This is a genomic window from Paenibacillus sp. tmac-D7 (assembly GCF_006519665.1).
In the GTDB taxonomy this organism is placed as follows: domain Bacteria; phylum Bacillota; class Bacilli; order Paenibacillales; family NBRC-103111; genus Paenibacillus_G; species Paenibacillus_G validus.
In genome coordinates, this window is the sequence record NZ_VIDW01000007.1 from 52,001 (window position 1) to 76,393 (window position 24,393).

Below are 24,393 nucleotides of genomic sequence, written 5' to 3' on the forward strand. Positions count from 1 at the left end.
TGCCACTGAAGTACGGTGGCAGGCATCTTCTTGTGTTACATGGCTTCGCCGCTGAGGCGAAACCCCTCCTTTTTGTCTGCGGGTGCTGCAAAACTCTTCAACTTTCATTACTTTAAGTTGAAAACCATGTCTGACCGGAAGACAACCTCGCTCCCAATGCTTGACCACAGATAGCGAATTGACAACTAATCATTTATGAACGATTTTTTAAAGTTATAAAGGAGGTTAGCTTATCCATGCATTCCGTTCGCTTAAGATAAGACGGCAATAAAAAAGCAGATTTTTCCATATTTATGGGCTTTTTTGTTGTGCTTATTTTTATGAATGGGATCAAACATGGATAGGTTGAGGAGTAGCCTTTATAAGCTATGCCTTTTATTTCTCTATGCCTTTTCATTGGTTTGCAGACCGAAGCCCGTACATGTGGACTTGAGGCCTGCATTTTTATTGCCAAAAAACAATAAACAACCAATAAAAATGCGAGGAGAACAAAGATATGAACAATCAAAAGGCAAACTGGAAACGTAATTTTTTCACGATATGGGCGGGGCAAGCACTATCACTGATTACCAGTTCTATTCTTCAAATGGTGATTATTTGGTATCTGATTGAACAAACAGGCTCGGCCATGGTGCTTTCAATGGCAACGCTTGTTGGATTTTTACCACAGGCGCTTGGAGGACCCCTGATTGGTGTTATGGTGGACCGTTGGAGCCGCAAAAAAGTAATGATTATGGCTGATATCATCGTGGCGGCAGCAGCAGCTTTGGCCGTCGTTGCTTTGTATATGGAATTGCCTGTCTGGGTGATCATGATTGTACTGTTTATTCGCAGTATGGGTACGGCTTTTCATTCCACTGCACTGAATGCGTCAACGCCTTTGATCGTACCGGAGGAACAACTGGCAAAATGCGCCGGGTACAGCCAGTCCGTGCAATCGGCCAGCTATATTATAAGTCCGGCGGCGGCGGCACTTTTATACTCGACCTGGGATCTGAATGCTGTTATTGCCATCGATATTTTGGGTGCGATGTTTGCTTGCATCGCGGTCGCGATGATTACGATTCCGAAGCCGGAAGCCAAGGAGTCCGTAACACAAAGCGGATTTGCAGAAGAACTTAAAGCAGGATATGATGCACTGAAACATCACAAAGGCTTAGTTGCTCTTCTTTGGGTTGGCGGGTTATACATCTTTGCTTGATTAAACCGGAGTATTTGGGTAGAGTGTTTGGATTGTTTGGGAGCGTGATGGCTTTGGCAATGCCCCTTGGCCTGGTCATTTCGGGTGTTTTTGCGGATCAAATCGGTGTGAATCGGTGGTTTATGCTAACGGGTATCATGATGATCGGGATTACGGTGCTTTGTCTGTTCATTCCGGCAATTAAACAACTGGATCACTCACAAGAATCAGAGCAATGACCTAGAGTTGTTAGACCCCTTGCTTATTCGCATAAATAATTACGCCACTCCCCAAACTTCCTCAGCATAACGCGGCGGCGGATTGTGGATTTACTATGGCACGGCGCGTCTCCATATGCTAAATCCACAAAACAAAGAGGAGCTTTGTCACTAAAACAGGCAGGCTCCTTTTTGCGTTTCACGGTAACAGGACTTCAATAAGGGCGTTATAGATGGTGATCTTTTCCGCGTAGCTGTTTATGAATTCCTTGATTTCCGGCAAGTTGTTGTTCATCTTTATTCCTCGTAAGTACAGGAGTTTAGCTAAAATCGTCGAAATTCATAATGTAGGAAGAATAACCTCTTACATGACAAAGGAGATAGTCAGGTTGAGCATAAATATTGTAAAAGATTTTTTGCTGCAACTGGTGTTAATAGCTGTACTGATTTTTACCTATCAAATATTTTTTTCAGAGCGGTCTGGGAGGAACAAGTACGAAAAGTTTATTCTATCCGTTCTGTTTGGTCTCTCCATCCTACTATGTATGTCCCTTCCTGTTGTCTTTTCCTCCGACTACCGTGTAGATCTAAGAATTATACCGTTACTTTTAGGGACGTTATATGGTGGTTGGGGAACGGGAATATTCCTAAGTGTCCTTATCATCCTATACCGATTATGCGTTGGGGTCGATTTGGGATTGTATACGACAACTCTGACCCTCTTAATTAGCATGCCGGTGATTCTGCTATTCCAAAAGTTTTTCACAAAAGCAGAGAAGAAACAGCGGATACAAATTGCACTAATTTTATTGGTCTTCTATAGTCTTGTTGGAATAACATCAGTGTGGGTAATTAGAGGCTTATCATTCATGGCAGTCTTTCAGGTACATTTCATTCACATGATTATTAGCGTAGTGTCTGTGTTGTTCTTTACTTCTTTAAACGAAACGATAAAGGAAATGATCAGAAAGAATCAAAAGCTGCAATCCGAGGCCAAGGATGCGGAAATTGCTTTTTTGCGTTCCCAGATCAAGCCGCATTTCCTTTACAACGCCCTGAATTCGATAGCCGCACTGTGCAACGACGAACCTCATAAGGCAGAGGAATTGACGTTGGATCTGTCGAAGTATTTGAGAAGTGCCTTTGATTTCAATCAACTGGAGTCACTAACAACCATAGAGAATGAATTGGAGCTCGTCAAAGCGTATATCAATATCGAAAAGGCACGTTTTGGCGCCAGATTGTGTGTGGAGTATGACGTGGATGCGAATCCGGATATCCTGATTCCGCCGCTGATTCTTCAGCCTCTGGTGGAAAATGCTATAAGACACGGCCTGATGTCCAACTTACGAGGGGGAACAGTAACAATCTCCGTCAAACAGGCAGCAGATGCGGTGGTCAGCTTTGTCATAGAAGACAATGGATGCGGCATGAGCGAAATGAGAAGAGACGAAATAATGAAACCGGATGTGAAGAAAAAGGGCATAGGGCTAAGGAACATAAGTCAGCGCTTACAGCTTCTTTACGGAAAAAGCATTAGTGTTGAAAGTGCAGAAGGGGTAGGTACGAAGATTTTTTTCGACATTCCGGCCCGTCCAATCAAGCAGAGTGGAGGTTGAAGCATGCTGCGAGCCATGATCGTGGATGATGAAGAACTATCGGTGAAATGGTTGAAGAAGATCCTCTCCGAGAGCGGCGATGTCGAAATATGCCAGGCATTTTTTAGCCCGTTGGAAGCTTACGAATATGTGAAAACCAATAAGATAGATATCGCATTTCTCGATATTTCCATGCCGGAAATTAACGGTATCTCGCTATCCAGCCTGTTGCTTGATCTCGATGCCACGATAGATGTGGTTTTTGTAACCGCTCATGACAATTATGCGATTCAAGCCTTCGAAGTGAGCGCGTTGGATTATCTTATGAAGCCCGTTACCGCCCAGCGGTTGGCAAAAACATTGGACAAGGTCAGAAGAAATAATCGGAGCGGGACAGCAGGGTCTTCGATGGATGCTCTGCGGCGGGATCAGGATCAAGCTCCGGGTACAGAACTGTCGCTGAAAGAAATATTAACCGAGCAGGAAACACGGATTTTACGGTTGATCGCGAAAGGTTTGTCGAACAAGGAAATCGCCGATCGCCTGCACATCACGGGAGAAACCGTAAAGTCGCATATAAAAAATGTGTACAGAAAGCTTGGAATCAACAATCGAGTACAAGCGCTGCAGCGTGCGGAACAATTGAAGATACGGTAGTGAGCTATGAGGATCGGCATATCTGTCAAATAGAGGTTGCGTTCCTTCATCAATTGGAAAAATGATCAATCTCAAAATGGAAAAGGCAACGGAGTACGCGAGCATTACTCCGTTGCCTTTTCTTGTATTTTCGAATCCATTATGTAGTCCCCTCTGCTTCTTTTTTCATTTGTAGATTCTTCTTATATTCGGACGGATAACATCCGACAATCTCTTTAAATAATTTAGTAAAATGTCTTGAACTAAAATAACCAACCTGCTCAGCAGCTTGCTGTACTTGTACCGACGGATCAGCCAACAATTCTTTCGCTTTCAACATCCTGAGCTTGGTCACATACTGCATAAATGTCGTTCCTGTACGTTTGTGAAAAAGACTGCTTAAATGATTGGGTGTAACATTAAACTCTTCTGCTACCTGACCTAACGTTAAATCCCCCGTATAGTGATTTTCTATATAAATAATCGTCTTGGTCACCAAATCAGGTGTGGTTCCTGCTTGTTTTATTTTTTTATCTAGAAGTTGTTCACCCAGGTTTCGAAGTGACTTAAACCAATCCTCTTCTTTAGTAGGAGTCAGCATCGGGGCATTGATGGAGCAGTTTAAAAATCGTGCAATGGCTAGTGAAGTTGTGATTGAAATCCGATCACGCTGTAAATCAAATATTTTAATGAATTGTTCAATGGTGTTCATATAACTCACATAATGTCTTTTGTGGTACTCATCTATCGCCTTGATTAAAGTGCGGCATAGCTCAGCAATCGCAGGCTGCGATTCAACTTCAAATAAATCGACTTTGTTCCAGCTACGGGAGATGCCCAGCGAACAGCGGAGATAGGCAATCTTATGAAGAGTTGTCACCTCATCCAGGAGCGATGTATAAGAATCACATTCATCAGATACTACCAGACTAAATGCCAGGCCCGGCTCCTCAGCTTGTTTCACAAGCTCTGAATAAAAACAGAATAATTTCTCCAGCATCTCTGCACCCTGCAAAGTTGTGTATTTCCCCACCACAGCCCATTCTCCGCTTGGCAGAAGGATCGTAGCCAATTCTAAATCCTTATGATAATACTGGGGCATCGTAGAGCTAATGGCAGTAAAGAACGGCTTAATGGATACCGATTTTTCTGCTTCAGGATAGCAGCTGTCCATGTAAATAATCTGACATCGCATCCGACTGAACGGTTTATTATCGGATTCTCTTTCATCCCAGCTACGGATAAGTCCATGAAATAAGGAAAGCATGTCAGATTCGAAAAGCTTGTTATTTTCAATGATTTGGAGAAGTGTGGTTTGTCGTATTTTAGTTATCAGGGCTTGCACAGCCTGAATATCAACGGGCTTAAGCAGATAGTCGATAGCCTTTAATCGGAGCGCCTCTTTCGCATATTCAAAGTCGGCAAATCCCGTTAAAATGATCCATTGGGTATTGGGTGATAAAGGGGCTGCTTCTTGGATGGCTTCCAAGCCTGATTTGACAGGCATCCGGATGTCGACAAAAGCAGCCTCAGGCTTGACTCGATTAACAACATCTATGAGCTCCTGACCATTACGCGCTTCAAAGAGCTGTAGATCAGGGCATATTTCCAACAGGATAGATGACATGGCTTCTCTTGCTAATTCCTCATCATCGGAAATAACAATATTCATTGTGGTAGCTCCTCTTTATTAAGCGTTATCGTTATGTTAATGTAAGTACCATGCCCAATACGGCTATCCAATTGAAAATCGTATTTACCCGGAAATGCGAGCGCCAATCGTTCCTTTACATTGCTTAAACCAATGCTCTGATTATTAGATCGTTCAAGTGGTTTGAAACCGATACCATTATCAGCAATCCGTATGACAAACCTATCTTCGTCCGTAATTTTTGGGAGCATTTCGGCGCTTACCTCCACCAAACAAGGATGCTCACAAGGCTCCACACCGTGAATGATGGCGTTTTCCACCAATGGTTGGACTAGCAGCTTAGGGACACGGATATGCGCAATTTCGGGATCTAAGGTGATTTTAATCTCTAAACGATCACGGAAGCGCATGCTCATAAGCTCTCCGTATTTTTGAATAATGGAGAATTCCTCCTCTAAACTGCAGGTATCATGGGAGGTTAAGATGTAACGGAGCATCCCGCTTAACGATATGATGGCTCGTTCTAAATGGGCATGCTCACCTTTGCGGTTTAAACTTAATAATGCATTTAATGTGTTATAGAGAAAATGTGGATGAATTTGTGATTGAAAAGCGCGAAACTCGGCATTCTTAAGATTCAGCTTGGTACGATATTCTTTAATGATTAATTCATCCAATTGATAGATCATTCGGTTTAAAGCTGTTCCCAACTGAGCAATCTCATCTTGGCCTTGTATAGAAACCCTCTTCTTCATATTTCCGCGCTGAACGTGGCTCATGACACTGATCATTTCTTTGAACGGTGTTAAAAGGGTTCTGGAATAGGCAAAAAACAAAAAGAAGGTAAGCACAACACCACCAACTGCAAAAGAAGCCCCCATGATATGCATCCAACTGACCTTGGAGGCAAGCTCAGCTTTAGATAACCAAACGGTAATTTCCCATGAACTGATAGGTATTGTCCTTGAAACAGGTACATAGGAATGCTGTTTGTAAAGGATATTGGACGGGTTTTTCACAAATTGATGCAGCTCTTCCGGAGATAAGTAAGTATTAGAATAAACCAATCTATGATCCTTGTCAGTTATTGTAACAATGGAATTCACATTAAACGAAACTTGCCTTACGATTTTATCCAAAATGACTGTATCCGCATCAGCCATAATGACGGCGAGAGGCTGTTTGGAGTCAGGATCTTTTATTAATCGGGCTACAGAGAACACTTCAGGGACAGAATCAAGCTTTAAATAATCTTGCGGGTGGACATTAATGAAGGCAACTCTCCCGTTTGCTGTAACGGCTTCCCGATACCAATTTTCCTCAGTATATCGATAATCGGTGCGAGTTTCAGTTAGATAGGAGTCACTATCATTATAGTAGACAGAACCATCGATGGTTACGAGTAGTGTACCTAATATATCCTTACGTAAATTAACAAGCAATCTTGGAAGCGTATGGTACAAAGTATAGTCGGCTTTATACCTTGAATAATTATCAACGTCACTCTGTAATCCTCTGGCTTTTAGCATGAGAGAGCTCATTACCTCGTTGTTCGTGTAAGGAGAGACGGTCACTCGTTCCAAATCATCTAAATACGTTTGGATATTTTCGGTCAGGCCAACCAAGGTTGCTTCTGTGAGCTTCTCGGTTTCTTTCGTGATTATTTTGACATAATAAGAAGGCATAACAAAAGCGATAATGATAACAGGGAACAGGATAGTTAACGAATAGAGCAGAATTAGTTTCCCACGAATCGAGATATTTGGCTTATTCAGGCAGGACTACCCCTCCATGATTAATTGTGTGGTCGATTATACTGTAAATTGTAAAGGGTTGCAACAATAAATATGAGCGCCTGAAATCGTAGATTAGACACATATGTAAACCCTTACAATCGTGATAAGATTTACGCGTATAATAAATATAAATGATATGAGGTGGGTACATGTTAAAAAAATGGAAAGTATCTTTGGCGTTAACCCTAGTATCAGCTATAGCGATAAGCGGTTGTTCCCAGCGTCCCGAAACTCCTTCTACTGCACCTTCGAGTGGAAAGGAAAGCAGTAACAGTAACAGCAATACCCCCAAGAAAACTTTATCCATGATGATGAATGTTGCAGACCAGCCTGTCCAAGATATGTATCGTCAAATAATCAATGATTTCACAAAAGAGAACCCGGATATCGCTGTGAATATTCAGTTCCCTGGTTCAGCATATGAAAATAACATGAAAGTTAAAATGGCGGCTAATGATCTTCCCGACATATTCGATACGCATGGTTGGGCACAGGTTCGTTATGGCGAATATTTGGCTGATCTCAGAGAAGAACCATGGGTAACACAATTGACCGATACGATTAAAAATGTTGTAACAGACAAGGCCGGCAAAGTTTACGCCTTGCCCATCAGTGAAGCCAAGGACGGCATTATGTACAATGTCGATATGCTCAAAAAATATAATGTGGAACCGCCTCAAACCTTCGATGAGCTAATAGCTGCAGCCGAAAAAATTAAAAAAGAAAGCGGTGGAAAAACAACACCTTTTTTCTTTTCAGGAATTGATGAAAGCACGATTGGCACCTATTTTGGATATTTCGCAAACGCTTTATTGATCAATCCTGCAAATAATTCGGCAGAAGATCTGTTAAATAATACGTTTGATTGGAATAAATGGACGGTGCTTCCGGAAAAGCTGTTAGATATCAAAAAGCGCGGACTGATAAATGAAGATTTCCTGACAGCAAAGCGAAGCGATCTACCTGGTGTATTTGCTGAAGAGAAAGTAGCATTTGTCATGCTGGCCCCATCATTCGTAGATGCTGTTCATAAATTGAAGCCGGATATGAAAGTTGGATTAATGCCAATTCCATCAATGTCGGCCAGTGATAAACCGGCTTTTTCCGGTGGAGAACGGAACACCATGGGAGTATGGAAGGATTCCAAGAATATACCTGAGGCCAAGAAGCTGATGGCGTTCTTTGCCAAACCTGAGAATTTATCTAAAATTTCCAATATAACTAAGCTGCAGCCCGGGTTGAAGGGCGTTGCTTCGAAGCACGTATTAACGGAGTATTACGAGAAATATGCAAGCAATCGAGTATTACCTTATTTCGACAGGGTGTATTTGCCAAACGGAATGTGGAGCGTCATGTCTAAATCGGGTACAGAGCTGCTGTCGGGTCGGATCACTTCGAAGGAATATTCAGAGACCATGAAGCGGGAAGTGCAACGGCTGAAAAAAAATTAACGGAACACTAAAGGGGTGTGATAATGAACAAGGTTTCACCCCCCTCATTTCTTGCCTTGGTTAAGGAGCGATTAAATCTGGAAACTTTAGATCGTAAGATAGATGAAAGTAGAACGGCTACCCTTCGATTGCGTCGTTGGCGAAATTCTCCTTCTGCAATGAATTTGATGTACCTTCCTGCGTTCCTGTTGTTTGTGCTGTTTATCTATTATCCATTTATTAAAGGGGTGATGATTTCTTTTACTAATTGGGATGGGTACTCACAGATGTATCGGTATATAGGGTTGGACAATTATAAAAGGATGCTTTCGGACCATAGGATAGGTACGGTAATTATGAATACTCTGATTTATGGAGTTGGAAGCACGATCCTACAGAATATCATAGGGTTAGCTTACGCCGTTTTATTAAACAGCTATATACGGGGAAAGACGCTTATTCGTACTATCGTCTATCTTCCGGTGATCGTCAGTCCCCTGATTATGGGTTATATCTGGTATTTCTTCTTTCAGTTTAATGGAGGAGCTCTTAACGATATTATTTTGTTGTTTCGTGATAAGCCGATCAATTTACTTGCTGACACTGAGCTTAATGTATGGATCATTACACTAGTGAACACCTATCAATTTCTGGGAGTTGCTATGATAATCTTCTTGGCCGGACTTCAATCTATTTCCAAGGAATATTATGAGGCGGCGGAGATAGACGGGGCTTCGGGATTCTCAAGATTTCGTAACATTACCCTTCCTCTGCTTGCGCCGGCCATTACCATTAACGTTGTGCTTAATTTAATCGGCGGATTGAAGTTGTTTGATGTTATAACAGCTTTAACCAACGGGGGTCCGGGCTATGCGTCTGCTTCATTATCTACAATGATTTATCAATTGTATTTCGCTCACCAGGATGCCGGCTACGCTGCAGCATTAGGTAACTTTATGTTTCTGCTTATTTCAATTATCGGTTTGACATCGTTGTATTATTTGCGCAGAAAGGAAATTTCCTTATGAAGCGTGCAAAGGCGCTATATACATTATTGGGTGCTCTCATAGGTCTCATTCATATTGTTCCTTTTTATGTGCTGATCACTACTTCATTTAAAGAAGAATTGGATACTAGCTCTAAATGGGTTATGCCGGGCTATCTTTTTTGGGATAACTTTACGAATGCATGGCAGCTCGCAGGTTTGGATCGAGCGTTTGTGAATACGGTAATTGTCACTGTGCTATCTATTGTTCTGATCTTGATTCTGGGTTCGTCAGCGGCTTTCCCGCTTGCCCGCCATCGAAGTGCACTAAACAAGTGGATGTACGGCTTTTTTGTAAGTGCTCTTATCGTCCCGCCGCTTACAATCCTGGTTCCTTTGTATAAGATGTTTGTCGATATTGGGGCCATGAATACGTATACAGGAATCGTGATTCTTCATGTTACCTTTCACCTTTCTATGGCCATCTTTTTGTTTACGGGTTTTATTAGTACGATTCCAAGAGAGTTGGACGAAGCCGCAATGATAGACGGGGCATCAAGGTTAGGCTTGTTTTTTCGGATTATCTTACCGGTACTCATGCCGATTACAGCAACGGTCATCATTATGAATGGTGTTTCGATCTGGAATGATTATCAGTTCTCGGTATTTTTTCTGCAGAAACTGGAATATAGAACGATCACCGTTGCCTTATCCGCATTTTTCGGAGAGAACAATTCAGATATCGGGTGGGTAGCCGCAGGTTCCTTATTAGCCGCTCTTCCCAGCATCTTACTGTACTTGTTTCTGCAAAAATATTTCGTGGAAGGAATGACTTCCGGGGCTGTAAAAGGATAATAGATGATCAATTAGGTGATCAAAGCTATGAAGAAGGGGAAGCGGGAGCATGAAGAGAAAACCGTTAATGGGCTTAACATTAGGAGATGCAACAGGCATCGGATCGGAATTGGTTGCAAAATCTCTCCAATCCGAAGAAATCCGGCAACTGGCGACATGGGTTTTGGTCGGCGATGAACGTGTTTTTCAGCAAGGGCAAGCTATAGCAGGCGTATCCGTTTCTTATCAAAAAATTGATACGATCGATCAAATCGACAGCGAAGACCAAATTTATTTCATCGATTTGCAAAATTTGTCGACAGACTCGTATACGTTAGGCCAATTGTCAATAGATTCCGGTAAAGCAACGGGTGAAACATTGACGTTCGTACTGAAGCTGGCGCAGCAAAAAAAGTTGGACGGTTTCGTTTATGCTCCTATTAATAAGGAAGCGTTACATAGCGGTGGATTTCATTTTCAAGATGAGCTGCATTTTTTCGCTTCGCTTCTTGATTGCAAAGAAGGATTTAGTGAAATTAACGTCATGGGAGATCTTTGGTTTACGCGAATAACATCCCACGTACCGTTAAAAGAAGTCAGCAGCCTGATTAAGAAAGATCGTGTCGCCCGCATCATTCGTTTTGCACATGATACATTAATCAGCGTTGGATTCGATAATCCGCGAATCGCTGTAGCGGCTCTGAATCCGCATGCTGGCGATGGAGGACTGCTCGGCACGGAGGAAATTGACGAAATCAGCCCGGCCATTCATGAAGCCTGGGAGCAAGGGATTAACGTAGTAGGCCCTTATCCCGCAGACACCATTTTCTTGCGTTTACAAACAAAACCTTTTGATTGTTTGGTTAGTATGTATCACGATCAGGCTCAGACGGGGATGAAGTTATTGGGCTTTAACAAAGGCGTTACTGTCAGCGGAGGACTTCCTATCGCCATCGCTACACCTGCACACGGAACAGCTTTTGATATTGCAGGTAAAGGTACCTCTGACCCGGGTGCAACAGTTCAAGCCATGAAACTGGCCGTCAGATTAGCTGGATTCTAAAATTTTTACATAAAAGTAGGAGGCAAGAAACATGTCAAAGATTACTTTCCTAGGTGCAGGCAGTTCTGTATTTGCTAAAAATGTGTTGGGTGACTGCATGATGACTCCAGCGCTGCAAGGCTTTGAACTAGCCTTGTTCGATATCAATGAAGAACGCCTTAAAGATTCTGAGAACATGCTAAATAATTTAAAGCTTACCCTTGGAAGCACATGCGTTGTAAAAGCATATACAAACCGAAAAGATGCGCTCCGTGGGGCGAAGTACGTTGTCAATGCGATACAAGTTGGCGGCTACGATCCATGCACCATTACAGATTTTGAAATACCGAAGAAATACGGTTTGCAACAAACGATAGGCGATACCTTAGGTATAGGGGGTATTTTTCGAAATCTCCGAACCATTCCGGTATTGCTCGATTTTGCCAAAGATATGAATGAGGTTTGCCCGGATGCATGGTTTCTCAATTATACGAATCCCATGGCGGTGCTGACCAATGCAATGACGACAACCGGTGGTGTAAAAACCGTTGGTTTGTGCCACAGTGTACAAAGATGCATACCGGACTTATTTGAGGCATTAGAGATGGAGAGTGAAGGGGTACAAACTAAAATCGCTGGCATTAACCACATGGCATGGTTGCTTGAAGTAACAAAAGACGGAGTGGATTTATATCCGGAAATCAAGCGCCGTGCCCGTGAGAAGCAAAAAGAAAAGCACGACGACATGGTTCGTTTTGAAATGATGTTCCGATTTGGATATTACGTTACGGAATCTTCCGAGCATAATGCGGAATATCACCCGTACTTTATCAAAAAAAACTATCCCGAGTTGATTGAGCGCTTCAATATTCCGATCGATGAGTACCTGCGCCGTTGCGAACGACAGATTGCAAGATGGGCAACCATGCGTGATGAGCTGGTGAATAACAAAGCTTTGAGCCACGTCCGGTCTCATGAATACGCATCTTATATGTTTGAGGCCATGGAAACAAACAAGCCGTTCAAAATCGGCGGAAATGTAAGGAATACGGGTTTGATTACGAATCTTCCGAAGGAAGCCATAGTCGAAGTTCCCTGCTTGGTAGATTCAAGCGGGATTACACCAACGTATATTGGGGATCTGCCTCAGCAGCTTGCTGCATTGAACCGCACCAATATCAATACGCAGCTGTTAACCTTGGAAGCTGCGACAACAGGGAAAAAAGAGCATATTTATCATGCCGCGATGCTTGACCCGCATACGGCAGCGGAACTATCAATCGATGATATCGTAGCGATGTGTGATGGTTTAATTGAAGCTCATGGGGATTGGTTACCCAAGTTTGTATAAGTTTGGAAATGAAAAGGAGCCTTGCCACTGAAGTACGGTGGAAGGCTTCTTTTTGTGTTGAGGCAGGGTTAGATCGCCTTGTCTTTTCGTTGAGAGTTTGAAAGAAAGGAATTGCGGTTAAGATGGACGGTCAACCGGTCACCATTGGGGATGGCGAAGACCAGGCGCATTTTGACACCGACACCGGTATGCTTACGTATACCGCGAAAGCTCTAATCTACTACATTAGCCCTGAAGGGGTTCTCGTAAGGACGCTTGGCGGTAAGCCGTAATCAAGGCTTTAGACAAGGGTATCACATAGCCGTTCGTTCAGGGACGCGGAGGGAGAGCGGAGGAACCTTGGGCAGGTGTAAAAGGCAATATGTGATATAGCTTGTCCAAGTCGACCGTTGCAGAACTATTATCAAATTGTAAGATTTCAATGCCTTCCCACAAACACTGCTTTTCTTGAATGCTTTGTATAAAGGTGTCCCAATTGCTGAATTTCCAAGCGTCTCTTTCCAGCGCGCGGGCTTGCATTCTTTCTTTCAATACTGAAAAATCAACGGTGACTTGCAGGACTAACGGTTTGACGTTCTGCCAGTCATACTTCTCTTTTAGCTCATGAATATAATTTCTGTTAGAAAAGTAGCCAAGGAAAGGGGCATCCAATACTACGGACCTGCCAAGTTGCAGGTTGTCATTGGCTATATCAAGCAAGGTTTGGTATTCAAGATCCATAACGACATCGCTGTAAAACGTGCAGCCGTCCCGCTCATGAGGCGAATACCCGTTCGATTCCAGGATGAGGCCGGTTAATTTGTTGCAAACCACATCTTTATCAAGATAACAACAATTGTACTTAGATGAGATCAGTTTACCGATAGTCGATTTTCCAGATCCCGCAGGACCAATCAAAAAAATGACGGTAGGTTCCAAGTTACGTTCCTCCAAGAAGTCATGTTTAAAGGCATCGGCGCTAATAAAGCGCTTCTTATTTATTGTTCGCATATGTGAACTTAATTCGTGATTGTGAATCGTTATATATAGAGTATATCAATTCCACTAAGTATTTCAATCCCGTTTTACACTTTTCATATAGAGAACATGCATTATGTTCCAGCAGAACTCCGTAGAAATATTTTTGAAGGAGGATATTGAATTCATCAGTGTTTCTATTTATAATTACGTTGAAAGTTCTAAATGGCGAAATTGATTCACATATGCGAACCGAATGTATATCATGATTCAAAAGGAGAGTCTATGGAAAAGTTTCGTATGAATAAATCGGCTGAGAGGGTGGTAGATCTTTTATACTTACTTGCTAATAGTGGTTCTTCCTTAACCCTGAATGAAATCTGTACGGGGTTAGGCCTCCCTAAAAGCAGTGGTTTTGAATTGGTGCAAACCTTGCTCTATAAAGGTTTTATAGAGATGGATGACGTGCGGTTAAAAAGTTATCGTCTAGGGTTGGGTGCATTTGAAGTGGGCAGTAAGTATCTGTCCAACTTGGGACTTCCGCAGCGAGCAAGGCCTTTTCTGGAAGAATTAAACAAACAGACCGGCAGCACCGTTTTTCTGGGGATTGAAGACAAAGGTAAGATTGTTTACTTGGATAAAGCGGAAAATTACTCGGTCATGCGACCGACAGCCAAACTGGGTTCTCGACGATTCATGCACACTACAGGTCTTGGGAAAGCCTTGTTGGCAGCGTTTCCTACGGATAAGATTCAATACATCCTGGGTGATGGTGAAATTGAGGGGAAGACACCGTATTCGAAAGTGACTTTGCCGGATATTTTACAGGATATGAAGGAAATACGCGAACGAGGTTACTCGATTGATGACCGTGAAGATAATTTGGAGATGTATTGTATCGGTTCGGCCATATATGACCAATCGAATAATCCGGTTGCTGCGATTAGTGTGGCCAGCATCCGTTCCAACATGACGCCAGAGCGTGAAGAGATGATCGTGAAATTGGTCAAAGAAACGGCGTTGAAACTTTCTCGTCAGCTCGGTTACAGCGGCGAGAGGCTGTATATGGATCCTATGTAAGGTAAGCGGAAACGGATGGCATTATTCAAATGAAATATTAAACAACGTGGAGGACATACTATGTGGAGAAAGCTAGAGAACCTAAACAAGATTTATGAAAGCGGAATCGTCCTCATTATCCGTTCCGATAACGAACAGGAAGCGCTGGCTGTTGCGGAAGCTGCGATAGAAGGCGGAATTAAAGTGCTGGAAATCACGATGAGTGTGCCGAATGCACTCCAAGTGATTCGCACGTTAGCTGACAAATATAGCGACGTTTTAATTGGCGCGGGGACGATTCTGGATGGCGAAACCGCCAGAGCGGCTATATTGGCGGGGGCTGAGCTTTTAGTAAGTCCGCAGCTGAATCCGGAAATGATCAAGATGGCCAATCGCTACCAGGCCATTACGATAAGCGGCGCTTTCACTCCGAAAGAGGTATTGGAAAGTATAGAAGCGGGTGCAGACATTGTGAAGCTATTCCCGGCCGAAGTAGTCGGACCGCAGTATATAAAAGCCGTCAAAGCTCCAGTACCGCAAGCTCCGATTGCACCGACAGGCGGAGTTACCCCACAGAATGTTCACGAATGGCTGCAAGCCGGCTGTGTAGGGGTCGGGGTAGGCAGCTATATTAGTAAAGCGGCGCAAAAGGATGGTGACTATCGCAAGGTTACGGCTGCTGCCAAAGAGTTTCTTCAGGCGGTTGCCGCAGCACGCTAGTCTTCCGATTCGACCTGAACCACATCAATAAAAGGAGGTGAACGGCTTGGATCATGCGAAAGAAAGCGGTTTAGTAAAAAATGCGGGATTTTGGACAGGTATTGTGTTGCTTATTTTCGCTTCCATTGTTTTTTGGCAATCCTTCTCTCTGAAATATTACACGGCTTTCGGACCTGGTCCCGGTATGTTTCCCAGATGGCTGAGCGGCATTCTGATCATTATTTCTATCGTTTATATCTGGCAATCGGTAAAAAAAGAAGTGTTCCAATTTAAAGATATTTTTCCCAAGGGTCGAGAGTTAGGAAATATTTTGTCCGTTCTGGCGTCGGTGGTTGTGTTTATGCTCATTGTGAATTTTACCGGCTTTATTATTGCAAGCACCGTATTGCTTTTTATTCTGCTTGTTCGCGAATATAAGTGGTATTCGGGGCTCGCCATCTCGGCAGTAACATCCATCATATTGTTTATAGTGTTCAAATCATTCTTTGATATTCCGCTTCCAGTCAACATGTTTGGATGGTAATAGGAGGAAGTAAATGGAATCTCTTATGCAATTGCTTGCAGGTTTCGAGACAGCGCTTACCTGGTGGAATTTGCTGTATTGCTTGATTGGCGTTACTGTAGGGATGTTTGTAGGCGTATTGCCCGGGCTTGGCCCCACAACGGCTACAGCCTTGCTGATTCCGGTAACCTTTGGGATGGAACCGGTTTCCGCCATTATTATGTTGGCTGGGATTTATTACGGCGGTATGTATGGAGGGACCGTCACTTCCGTTCTAATTAACACGCCCGGAGAGGCAGCATCCGTTATTACCTGCTTGGACGGCCATCCTTTGGCTAAGCAGGGAAGGGCAGGGGTTGCCCTTGGTGTGGCGGGGATCGGCTCCTTCATCGGAGGGACCGTATCGATCATCGGCCTGGCATTGATCGGCCCGGTCTTGGCGGACTTTGCCTTGCGGTTCGGTCCGCCGGAATTTTTCGCTCTGATGGTATTCGGTCTCATCATGGTCATTGGTTTAATGGGCAAGTCGCTCGTTCGGGGTTTGATTGCGGCGTTCATCGGGTTAACATTGTCTCTGGTCGGGATGGACCCTGTTTCCGGAGCGGTCCGGTTCACTTTCGGCGAGCCGTATTTAATGAACGGGTTTGATTTAGTCACTATCGCGATGGGCTTGTTCGGGCTCTCGGAGATCCTGCTTGGTATGGAGAACCTCACAAATTCGGAGAAACCGGCCAAAGTGAAAGGGCTTCTGCCCAGACGCGAAGAATGGAAACCGACGGTGAACTCTATAGGCCGGGGAACCGTGCTTGGATTTATAACGGGCTTGATCCCGGGCACGAACTCTGTCATCCCGGCTCTGCTTTCCTACTCATTGGAAAAGAAGATTGCCAAAGATCCTTCACGTTTCGGGAAAGGTGCAATCGAAGGTGTTGCCGGTCCTGAAACCGCCAACAATTCGTATTGCGGAGCAGCGCTTATTCCATTGTTCACGCTGGGAATTCCAAGCTCACCGACCATTGCGATTCTTTTGGGAGCTTTCATCATGCATGGGCTTACTCCAGGGCCAGTGCTGTTCCAGAATAACCCGGGCTTCGTCTGGGCGATTATCGCAAGTATGTTTATCGGCAATTTCTTTTTGCTGATCATGAATTTGCCTTTGGCGGGGATGTGGGCAAAAATTACGATGGTTCCTGCCAAGCTCCTGTATCCGATTATCCTGATCATTTCTGTACTAGGGGCATATACCGTCAATAACAGCCTCTGGGATGTTGGCGTCATGTTTGTTTTCGGCATCATCGGCTACGTCATGAAAAAACTCGACATTCCCATGGCACCCATTGTATTGACGTTTGTATTAAGCAAGCTCATGGAAAGCTCTTTATTGCAGTCGTATAAAATGTTTCATGGCAACTTGCTGGAGTTGTTTCAACGGCCGTTATCCGGCTCCTTGTTAGTCATTTCTCTTATTGTGCTAGTTCTTAGCGTCATCGCCGAAATCAGGAAAAAGAAATCCGGTTTTGCCGCGGATATCGAGATGTAACATGCATTAAACCATAAAAAACCTTCATGGGGGAACGAACAATGAAAAAAATCGCATTAATTGCAAGCTTGTCTTTAGGTTTGTTGGCTGGTTGTGGCACACAAGGTACACAGGGAACAGAGGGAACGCAAGGGGGACAAGCCTCACAAGCAGCATTCCCGGAAAAAGAAATTACGTTAGTTGTTCCATTCGCTGCAGGCGGCGCTTCAGACGCCACAGGCCGTATGGTTGCCAAGGGCATGGAGGAAAAACTTAAGAAGCCCGTAGTAATCGTAAATAAACCAGGCGGCACAGGCGGCGTAGGGATGTCCTTCGTTCAAGCCAGTCCCAAAGACGGATACACCATAGGATATGTTCCTGCGGAGTTCGCTATGCATAAACCATTAGGACTCTCTGATTTGGAGCCAAGCAAGTTCGATCTCATTGGGCAAGCAACGATGGTTCCTGCAGCCGTTACCGTTGCAGCAAACGCTCCTTATAACACGATTGAAGAGTTTATCGAATTCGCCAAGAAAAATCCGGAGCAAGTCAAAGTGGGCAATTCGGGATCAGGCTCCATATGGCACGTTGCCGCCAGCGCATTTGCCAATAAAACAGGCGTTAAATTCACCGATATTCCTTTTGATGGTGCTGCTCCCGCTGTAACCGCATTAATGGGAGGCCATGTCGATGCAGTCATGGTCGGCACCGGGGAAGTGAAAAGCGGGCTGGAAGCCAAGAAGCTGAAGGTTCTTGCCGTTATGACTGCTGAACGGGATAAAAATTTACCGGATGTCCCGACACTGAAGGAAAAAGGGATTGATGTTCAGTTTGCAGGATGGGGTGGATTTGTAGTGCCAAAAGGTACTCCGAATGAAGTGAAAACCGTGCTGGCTGACGCTTTGAAATATGCCGTTGAATCGGATGCGTTCAAAAAGTTTGCGGACGAACGGAGTATGCTCGCGATCTATAAAGGACCTGAAGATTTTGGCAAGTTTGCAGATGAACAATTCAAATATTTCTCTGAACTGATTCCTACTATGAAACTTAAGTAAATTAAGTTGAACCCCTTTCCAAATTGGAAGGGGGTTCTTTGCTGTACGCCCCGCTTGCAGCGTTCTTGTCGAAACCGCAAGCGGAGTCAGAGCCGCAGTTCGCGGGTTACGCCTGAAAAATTTGGTCGATATTCCTGATATCCTCGGGGGTCAGCGATACCTCTAGGGTTTTCAGGTTGTTAAGCACCTGCTCGGGTCTTTTCGCGCCGGGGATCAGCGCGTCGATCGAGTCGCGGGTAAGATACCAGGCGAGCACGACGTGCGCCACGTCCGCATGTTTGGCTTCCGCGATTTGACGGACCTGCTCCACCTTGTCCAGATTGCGGACAAATTCCTCGCCTTGGAACAGCGGGTTTTTGGCGCGGCTGTCCTCGAATTTCGAGTCCTTGTTGTATTTGCCGCCCAGCAGTCCGGCAGCCAGCGGGAAATAAGGGACGAACGAGATGCCGTTGGCTGCCGTATAGGGCAGGATTTCCTGCTCGACGCCGCGTTTGAACAGGTTGTATTCGCTTTGCAGCACGTCCACGTAGCCGTCCTTATTGGCTTCCTTCAGCTGTTCGATCGAGAAGTTGGATACGCCGATGGCGCGGATTTTCCCTTCATCCTTCAGCCGCTTCAATGCGCCCACGGCTTCGTCCTTAGGCGTATGCTCGTCGGGAAAGTGGATATAAAACAAATCGATATAGTCCGTTTGCAGCTGCTTCAGGCTGTTTTCAACCGCTTGCTTCAGGAAGGCGGGGGAGTTGTCCACCGTCATCTTGCCGTCGACCGGTTTGTGCGCGCCTTTGGTGGCGATAACGACATCTTCGCGGCGGCCCCGTTCTTTGAGCACTTCGCCGATCAATTGCTCCGAGCGTTCGGGACCGTATATGTAGGCCGTATCGATAAAGTTGATCCCGTTGCCGAGCGCGGTGCGCACCACTTCTTTTCCGGTTTCGTCGCTAAGATTCGGAAACAGGTTATGGCCGCCAACCGCATTGGCGCCGAGCCCGATCGGATTGACGTACAGCCCGGTTTTCCCCAAACGTGTCTTTGTTCCCATGTTACCACTCATCTCCTTTTTTTGGAATATATTCATTATACCAAAAAGAAGAAAAAAAACCGAAACCGGAAGGCTGCCATCTATTAATGTTATATATAATAACATAATAAGTTATTTTCTTCTTGAGATTGCGCCGAAAATGATTATAATTGATGTTAATTAATGAAGAAAAAGAGGGTTTATGTTACTTTCTTGTAAGAAAGGGGCCTGGGATCACTGTGAACAACAGACTCGTACTGACACAAACCCAGAAGCTGGCGGTCACCGCCAACATGCAGCAAAGCCTGTATATTCTCCAAAGCTCCAATATGGAGCTGATCGAATTTATCAATCAGCAGGCCGATGAAAACCCTGTTTTGGAAGCCGATTTCGGGACGATGCTCCATAATCGGGGGGTAGCGGGGAGCTCCGCAGCTGCTCCGGAATACGATCCCATTGCGATGGCGGCGAACGCTGCCCCCACGCTGGAGCAGCATCTGCTTCGCCAGCTGAACTGTCTGACAGGCCTCCCTGCGGGAGTGTACGAGGCGGCGAAGTATATGATCGGCAATTTGGACGATAACGGCTATTTGGCGCTGCCGCTCGAGCAGGTCGCCGGGGATCTCGGAATCAGTCCGGCGATCGTCGACCTTGCCCTTAACCGGGTGCAGGAGCTGGACCCCGCCGGCGTAGGGGCGCGGAATTTGAGAGAATGCCTGCTTATTCAACTGCGGCTTACGCACGGAGTGGACAGTCTCGTTTACCGGCTCGTCGAGGGACATTTGGAGGATCTGGCGGCCAATCGTATCAAGCGGATCGCCAAGGAGCTGAGGGCCGATGCCGACGAGATCCGCGAGGCGGCCTGCCGGCTTACGGCGCTGGTTCCCCGCCCTGGGGCGATATTCCAAGCCGACAAGCCCCACTATGTGATACCGGACATCGTCATCGAACAAAGGGAGGAAGGTTTCGATATTCGTGTCCGCTCGATATCCAAGTCCGTAAGGATCAACGGCTTTTACAAGGGAATGTCGGAGCTGGCGGCGGCGGGAGACCCGGAGCGGCAGTTTTTGAAGGAGAAGCTTTCTTCCGCCGAATGGCTTCTGAAATGCCTGTCCCAGCGCGAGAAGACGCTGCGGCTCGTGGCGGAAGCCGTCGTGGAAGCGCAGGCGGAGTTTTTCCGGACGGGAAAGGGCAGCCTGGCGCCCCTTTCGCTGAAGGAAGTCGCGGAGCGGATTGGCATGCACGAATCCACCGTCAGCCGTTCGGTTGCCGGGAAGTTCGCGCAGACGCCGAGGGGCATATTCGAGTTGAAATATTTTTTCGCATCGGGCGTTTATGCCTCGGAAGGGCCGGCCGTGTCGGCGGATCATATCAAGCGGAAAATCAAAGAGTTGATCCGGTTGGAAAACGCAGCCAAGCCCTTGTCCGACCAGCAGCTGGCGGAAGCTCTTCTGGCGGCCGGGCTCAGCATCTCCCGGAGAACCGTCGCCAAATACAGGGAGGAGATGGGCATCGCCCCGTCGAGCCGGCGCGCGGCCCGCTCGTAATGTCTGCTCGGCGGCAGCGGCAAGGGGGGCAGTTCATTCCTTGCCGATCTTGATTTGGTACTCCTCCAGCTTCCGGTACAGTGTAGTTCGCGAGATCCCAAGGCTCTTGGCCGTCCTGCTGATATTCCCCTTGTTTCTTATCAACGCCTGGATATACACATTCCGCTCGCTTTCCTCTCCCTTTTGCTTGATTTCCTTGATGTGGTCGAAGTTTTGGAACATTTCCGCGAGATTCGGCTGATTTCCGGGCTGTTCGTTCTGCAGGCTGTGCACAATGTACTGCGGCAGATGGATGACCTTGATATGGGGCGAACGGTCGGATAAATAAAACGCCCGTTCCATCACATTGTGCAGCTCCCGGATATTCCCCTGCCAGCTATAGTCCATCAGCACCTTGATGGCTTCCGGGGAAATCTCTTTTGCCGGGCGGCCGGTTTCGATCGACAGTTCCTCGATGAAATGGGCGGACAGCTCGGCGACATCGCCGATCCGTTCGCGCAGGGGCACGAGCTCGATGGTAAACACGTTCAGCCTGTAAAATAAATCGCTGCGGAACGACCCGTTATACGCGATTTCCTGGTTCAGGTTTTTGTTGGTTGCCGCAATGATGCGGACATCCACGGGAATCGGCTTGTGCCCTCCTACGCGGATCACTTCCTTCTCCTGAAGAACACGCAGCAGAGTGGCCTGAAGCTCGAACGGCATATCCCCGATTTCGTCGAGAAATAACGTTCCCCCGTCGGCGGCTTCGAACTTGCCGGCATTTCCCCCTTTTTTGGCCCCTGTAAAAGCTCCCTCCATATAACCGAACAATTCCGCATTGATCAGCTCTTTGGGAATAGCGGCGCAATTGATGGCGATAAAAGGCTTATCTCTTCTCGCGCTTTCATTATGAATGGCGCGGGCGAACAATTCCTTGCCTGTACCGCTTTCCCCGAGCAGCAGCACGTTGGCGTTCGTCTTCGCTGCGGATTTGGCCAGGGATACGGTCCGCAGGAAATTGCCGTCAGAGCCGATCAGCTCTTTGGTCGTAAGCTTGTTTTTGTCCCTCCGGCCGGGTGTGGCGCGATGGCCCAACTGTTTGAAGTAGACATAGTGAAACTCCGTTTTTTTGACGATCTGAATTTCGTATAAGCTGTCGGAGTCCTGCTTTCTCATCATGTAGTTCGCTTCCTCGCGGTTGTCCGAAGCAATATCCGACAGAGCCGAATGCACCAGATCGCGTTTTCTCCATAACAAATTCCGGCCCGCCTCGTTATGGAACGCGATTTTTCCTTTGCGCAGCACGAACAGGCTTTTGGAAAGCTGGTCGGACACATCCTGCATCATTTTCGATAAGGAAAAGTAGTCGTCGTGTTTGCGGGTAAGCTCGGCGCAGGCTGCGGCTAACCGGGACAAGCTTTCGAGCGGGTAACCGGCATCGTCTTCGCCGCCCTTTTTGATAAAGACGCCGAGCACCCCCATAGGGACGGTGTCCGCTTCGCTTTTGACTGGCAGCCCCGCGGAGGTCCAGGACGGCAGCCCCGGTATTTCCCGCAAATCGGCGCTTGTGTAAGACGGCGTATGCCCGGTCAAGGCCAGGCCGATGCCGGATTTGTCCAACGGATGGCGAATCCACTGGCTGCCGCCCAGGCGCAGCAGTCGGAGCAGTTCCGGGTCCGGCGGTGTCTCGTCCGGAAAAACGTCCAGCAGTACGCCCTCGGGATCGAAAAAGGCGAAGGTGAAGGGCAGAAATCCGGTCGCCTTTTTTAATTCCTTCAGCAGAAACTCGTTGCGCGTCAACCGCTTCTCCAGTACGTCCCGGAACAGCTCCTCCTGTCCGGCGTCCGTCTGCTTCTGTTCCGCTTCAAAGAACGGAACGGGAGGCAGGGGCGTCTCCGATTCCCACACGATTTGAAACCGGCCGCTGTCATCGACCCGGGCGATACGGGAGTTTAACCACAAATGCTGGTTTTTGTGGTCGACGACGATTTGCCCCTGGGGCGCCTCGAGCTTGAGTCCGGACAGGGCGCGGCGGATGGCGTCCGTGGACGTTTCCTTGGACCGGCGCAGCGCCTCAGCCAGCAAAAACACCGAGTTATAGGCGTTTTCCATCACCGAGCTTATCGTATCCGTGCCGTAGGTGCGCCTGTATTCCGAAACGAACTGCCGGTTGGCGGGATTGTCGATTGTATTAAAGTAAGGAAAGCTGGAGTAATGTCCTGCGGCATAGGAAGGCTGGATCGCGGAGATTTCGGTTTCCGCCGTAATCGAACTGGCGATCGGCTGCTTGAAGCCGTATTGGTAATGCTGCTGGTAAAAGGCCCCTGCGCTGTCGCCGACCAGCGTGGAGAAGATAACGTCGGGACTGGCTCGGCGGATGTCCTGCAGGTGCTGGCTGAACTTCGTGTCCCCCAGGGCGACATAGGTTTCGCCGATTATCGATCCCCCGCAGCTGTCAACCAGGTGCCGGATATACCGGTTCGTTTCCCGCGGATAAATGTAATCCGATCCGATCAGATAAAAGCTTTTGCCCAGATGTCCGATAATCCAGGGGATAAAATGCAGCAGCTGCTGGTTGGGGAGTGAACCGCAGTAGAAAATATTCCGGTGCTGCTCGGCTCCTTCATATAAGGTCGGATAGAAAAGCAGGGTGTCGTGTTTCTCCAATACAGGGATAGCCATTTTGCGGCAGGCCGACGTATATAAGCCGACAATGGCGGCGACCCGGTCGGATACGATCAGCTTTTCCGCCTTTTGGGCCGCGAGGCAAGGGTCCGACGCAATATCCTCCACAATCGGAATGAGCCGTTTGCCGTTGGCGCCGCCCTGTTCGTTGATTTGCCGGATCGCCAGCAGGCTGGCCTGATACTGCCCCCGTTCCGTAATCCCCGTAGGTCCTGTGAGGGAAAACAAAATACCCACCTTCAGTTCCCCGCCCTGCATGTTCATGTCACATAACGCCCCTTTTTAGTTCGTAATAGGATATGACGCACTCTTGGTGTCCATGAAATGTAATAAAAGTGAAACACGGTAAAAAGCAATAATATTACAATGTGTCAGTTATTATAACACAACTTTTGTTCATTTTGTGTTCAATCCCTATTATTTTTTAATTTCGGCGTGGAGAGGGGTTAAAATTAAATAAATATATAACCTTTAATGTAATATATATTCCCGCATAAAAACTGTGTTTGGGAAGGGCGGAATCATTTTTTTTAATTTTTTTCAATTATTTCGATCGGTTGGCACAAGATTTGCTTATTAAATAGATCGAAAGCACAAATCGCCGTTTGTATCTAATCTGAATGCG

Annotated in this window: 19 protein-coding genes and 1 pseudogene; 15 read left to right on the forward strand and 5 right to left on the reverse strand. The window is 46.3% G+C overall.

From position 1 onward, the window contains the following. Window positions 1-496: 496 nt before the first annotated feature. The 3 genes and pseudogenes from FKP33_RS07170 (at window position 497) to FKP33_RS07180 (ending at window position 3,653) form a co-directional block, all read left to right on the forward strand. Window positions 497-1,419: pseudogene (locus FKP33_RS07170) on the forward strand (MFS transporter). A 368-nt stretch (window positions 1,420-1,787) separates the two neighbouring features. Beyond that, on the forward strand, window positions 1,788-3,017 hold the full coding sequence (locus FKP33_RS07175; RefSeq protein WP_181410063.1) for a sensor histidine kinase: 1,230 nt from the start codon (window positions 1,788-1,790) through the stop codon (window positions 3,015-3,017). 3 nt (window positions 3,018-3,020) lie between these two features. Continuing rightward, the gene (locus FKP33_RS07180) at window positions 3,021-3,653 is read left to right on the forward strand and encodes a response regulator transcription factor (RefSeq protein ID WP_141334366.1); all 633 of its coding nucleotides are present in this window, start codon (window positions 3,021-3,023) and stop codon (window positions 3,651-3,653) included. 139 nt (window positions 3,654-3,792) lie between these two features. Here the strand turns inward: FKP33_RS07180 and FKP33_RS07185 are convergent, their stop codons facing one another. Both FKP33_RS07185 and FKP33_RS07190 read right to left on the reverse strand, forming a co-directional pair. Continuing rightward, complete coding sequence (locus tag FKP33_RS07185) at window positions 3,793-5,304, reverse strand: response regulator transcription factor (RefSeq protein WP_141334367.1); 1,512 nt, start codon at window positions 5,302-5,304, stop codon at window positions 3,793-3,795. Next, window positions 5,301-6,812, reverse strand: coding sequence for a sensor histidine kinase (locus FKP33_RS07190; RefSeq protein ID WP_373423838.1), 1,512 nt, complete (start codon window positions 6,810-6,812; stop codon window positions 5,301-5,303). The genes FKP33_RS07185 and FKP33_RS07190 overlap by 4 nt, the downstream gene beginning before the upstream one ends. A gap of 416 nt (window positions 6,813-7,228) precedes the next feature. Between FKP33_RS07190 and FKP33_RS07195 the strand changes: the two genes are divergently transcribed. From FKP33_RS07195 to FKP33_RS27025, 6 genes are all read left to right on the forward strand, one after another. Beyond that, window positions 7,229-8,530, forward strand: a complete 1,302-nt coding sequence (locus FKP33_RS07195) for an ABC transporter substrate-binding protein (protein ID WP_141334369.1) — start codon at window positions 7,229-7,231, stop codon at window positions 8,528-8,530. Between the two features lie 158 nt (window positions 8,531-8,688). Beyond that, complete coding sequence (locus FKP33_RS07200; protein ID WP_258313405.1) at window positions 8,689-9,537, forward strand: carbohydrate ABC transporter permease; 849 nt, start codon at window positions 8,689-8,691, stop codon at window positions 9,535-9,537. Continuing rightward, on the forward strand, window positions 9,534-10,349 hold the full coding sequence (locus tag FKP33_RS07205; RefSeq protein WP_127608909.1) for a carbohydrate ABC transporter permease: 816 nt from the start codon (window positions 9,534-9,536) through the stop codon (window positions 10,347-10,349). Before FKP33_RS07200 ends, FKP33_RS07205 begins: the two co-directional genes overlap by 4 nt. A 49-nt stretch (window positions 10,350-10,398) precedes the next feature. Further along, window positions 10,399-11,391, forward strand: coding sequence for a 4-hydroxythreonine-4-phosphate dehydrogenase PdxA (locus tag FKP33_RS07210; protein WP_141334371.1), 993 nt, complete (start codon window positions 10,399-10,401; stop codon window positions 11,389-11,391). 31 nt (window positions 11,392-11,422) lie between these two features. Beyond that, window positions 11,423-12,721 carry an alpha-glucosidase/alpha-galactosidase gene (melA, locus tag FKP33_RS07215; protein WP_141334372.1) on the forward strand — a complete coding sequence of 433 codons (1,299 nt, stop codon included), beginning with the start codon at window positions 11,423-11,425 and terminating at the stop codon, window positions 12,719-12,721. A gap of 122 nt (window positions 12,722-12,843) precedes the next feature. Beyond that, entirely contained in the window at window positions 12,844-12,993 is a 150-nt protein-coding gene (locus FKP33_RS27025; RefSeq protein ID WP_181410065.1) for a hypothetical protein, read from the forward strand. A 37-nt stretch (window positions 12,994-13,030) separates the two neighbouring features. Here FKP33_RS27025 and FKP33_RS07220 read toward each other — a convergent pair whose 3' ends face one another. Then, entirely contained in the window at window positions 13,031-13,639 is a 609-nt protein-coding gene (locus tag FKP33_RS07220) for a P-loop nucleotide/nucleoside kinase family protein (protein ID WP_127608906.1), read from the reverse strand. A gap of 324 nt (window positions 13,640-13,963) precedes the next feature. Here FKP33_RS07220 and FKP33_RS07225 point away from each other — a divergent pair, with 324 nt between their 5' ends. The 5 genes from FKP33_RS07225 to FKP33_RS07245 are packed head-to-tail and all read left to right on the forward strand — an operon-like array spanning window position 13,964 to window position 18,533. Beyond that, window positions 13,964-14,758 (forward strand): IclR family transcriptional regulator, encoded by a 795-nt coding sequence (locus FKP33_RS07225; protein WP_054796479.1) that lies wholly within the window; start codon window positions 13,964-13,966, stop codon window positions 14,756-14,758. A gap of 60 nt (window positions 14,759-14,818) precedes the next feature. Continuing rightward, on the forward strand, window positions 14,819-15,457 hold the full coding sequence (locus FKP33_RS07230; RefSeq protein WP_054796480.1) for a bifunctional 2-keto-4-hydroxyglutarate aldolase/2-keto-3-deoxy-6-phosphogluconate aldolase: 639 nt from the start codon (window positions 14,819-14,821) through the stop codon (window positions 15,455-15,457). Between the two features lie 46 nt (window positions 15,458-15,503). Continuing rightward, window positions 15,504-15,980, forward strand: a complete 477-nt coding sequence (locus tag FKP33_RS07235; RefSeq protein WP_164751896.1) for a tripartite tricarboxylate transporter TctB family protein — start codon at window positions 15,504-15,506, stop codon at window positions 15,978-15,980. 13 nt (window positions 15,981-15,993) lie between these two features. Beyond that, window positions 15,994-17,499 (forward strand): tripartite tricarboxylate transporter permease, encoded by a 1,506-nt coding sequence (locus FKP33_RS07240; protein ID WP_127608904.1) that lies wholly within the window; start codon window positions 15,994-15,996, stop codon window positions 17,497-17,499. A 41-nt stretch (window positions 17,500-17,540) separates the two neighbouring features. After that, a complete protein-coding gene (locus FKP33_RS07245) occupies window positions 17,541-18,533 on the forward strand; it encodes a tripartite tricarboxylate transporter substrate binding protein (RefSeq protein WP_127608903.1) in 993 nt (330 codons plus the stop codon). A gap of 106 nt (window positions 18,534-18,639) precedes the next feature. Here the strand turns inward: FKP33_RS07245 and FKP33_RS07250 are convergent, their stop codons facing one another. Continuing rightward, on the reverse strand, window positions 18,640-19,575 hold the full coding sequence (locus tag FKP33_RS07250) for an aldo/keto reductase (protein ID WP_127608902.1): 936 nt from the start codon (window positions 19,573-19,575) through the stop codon (window positions 18,640-18,642). 218 nt (window positions 19,576-19,793) lie between these two features. Between FKP33_RS07250 and rpoN the strand changes: the two genes are divergently transcribed. After that, a complete protein-coding gene (gene rpoN, locus FKP33_RS07255) occupies window positions 19,794-21,101 on the forward strand; it encodes an RNA polymerase factor sigma-54 (RefSeq protein WP_181410066.1) in 1,308 nt (435 codons plus the stop codon). A 33-nt stretch (window positions 21,102-21,134) separates the two neighbouring features. On the opposite strand, the gene FKP33_RS07260 is transcribed toward rpoN, so the two are convergent. Further along, window positions 21,135-24,032: a transporter substrate-binding protein gene (locus FKP33_RS07260; RefSeq protein WP_258313403.1), complete on the reverse strand. Its 2,898-nt coding sequence runs from the start codon at window positions 24,030-24,032 to the stop codon at window positions 21,135-21,137. Window positions 24,033-24,393 lie beyond the last annotated feature (361 nt).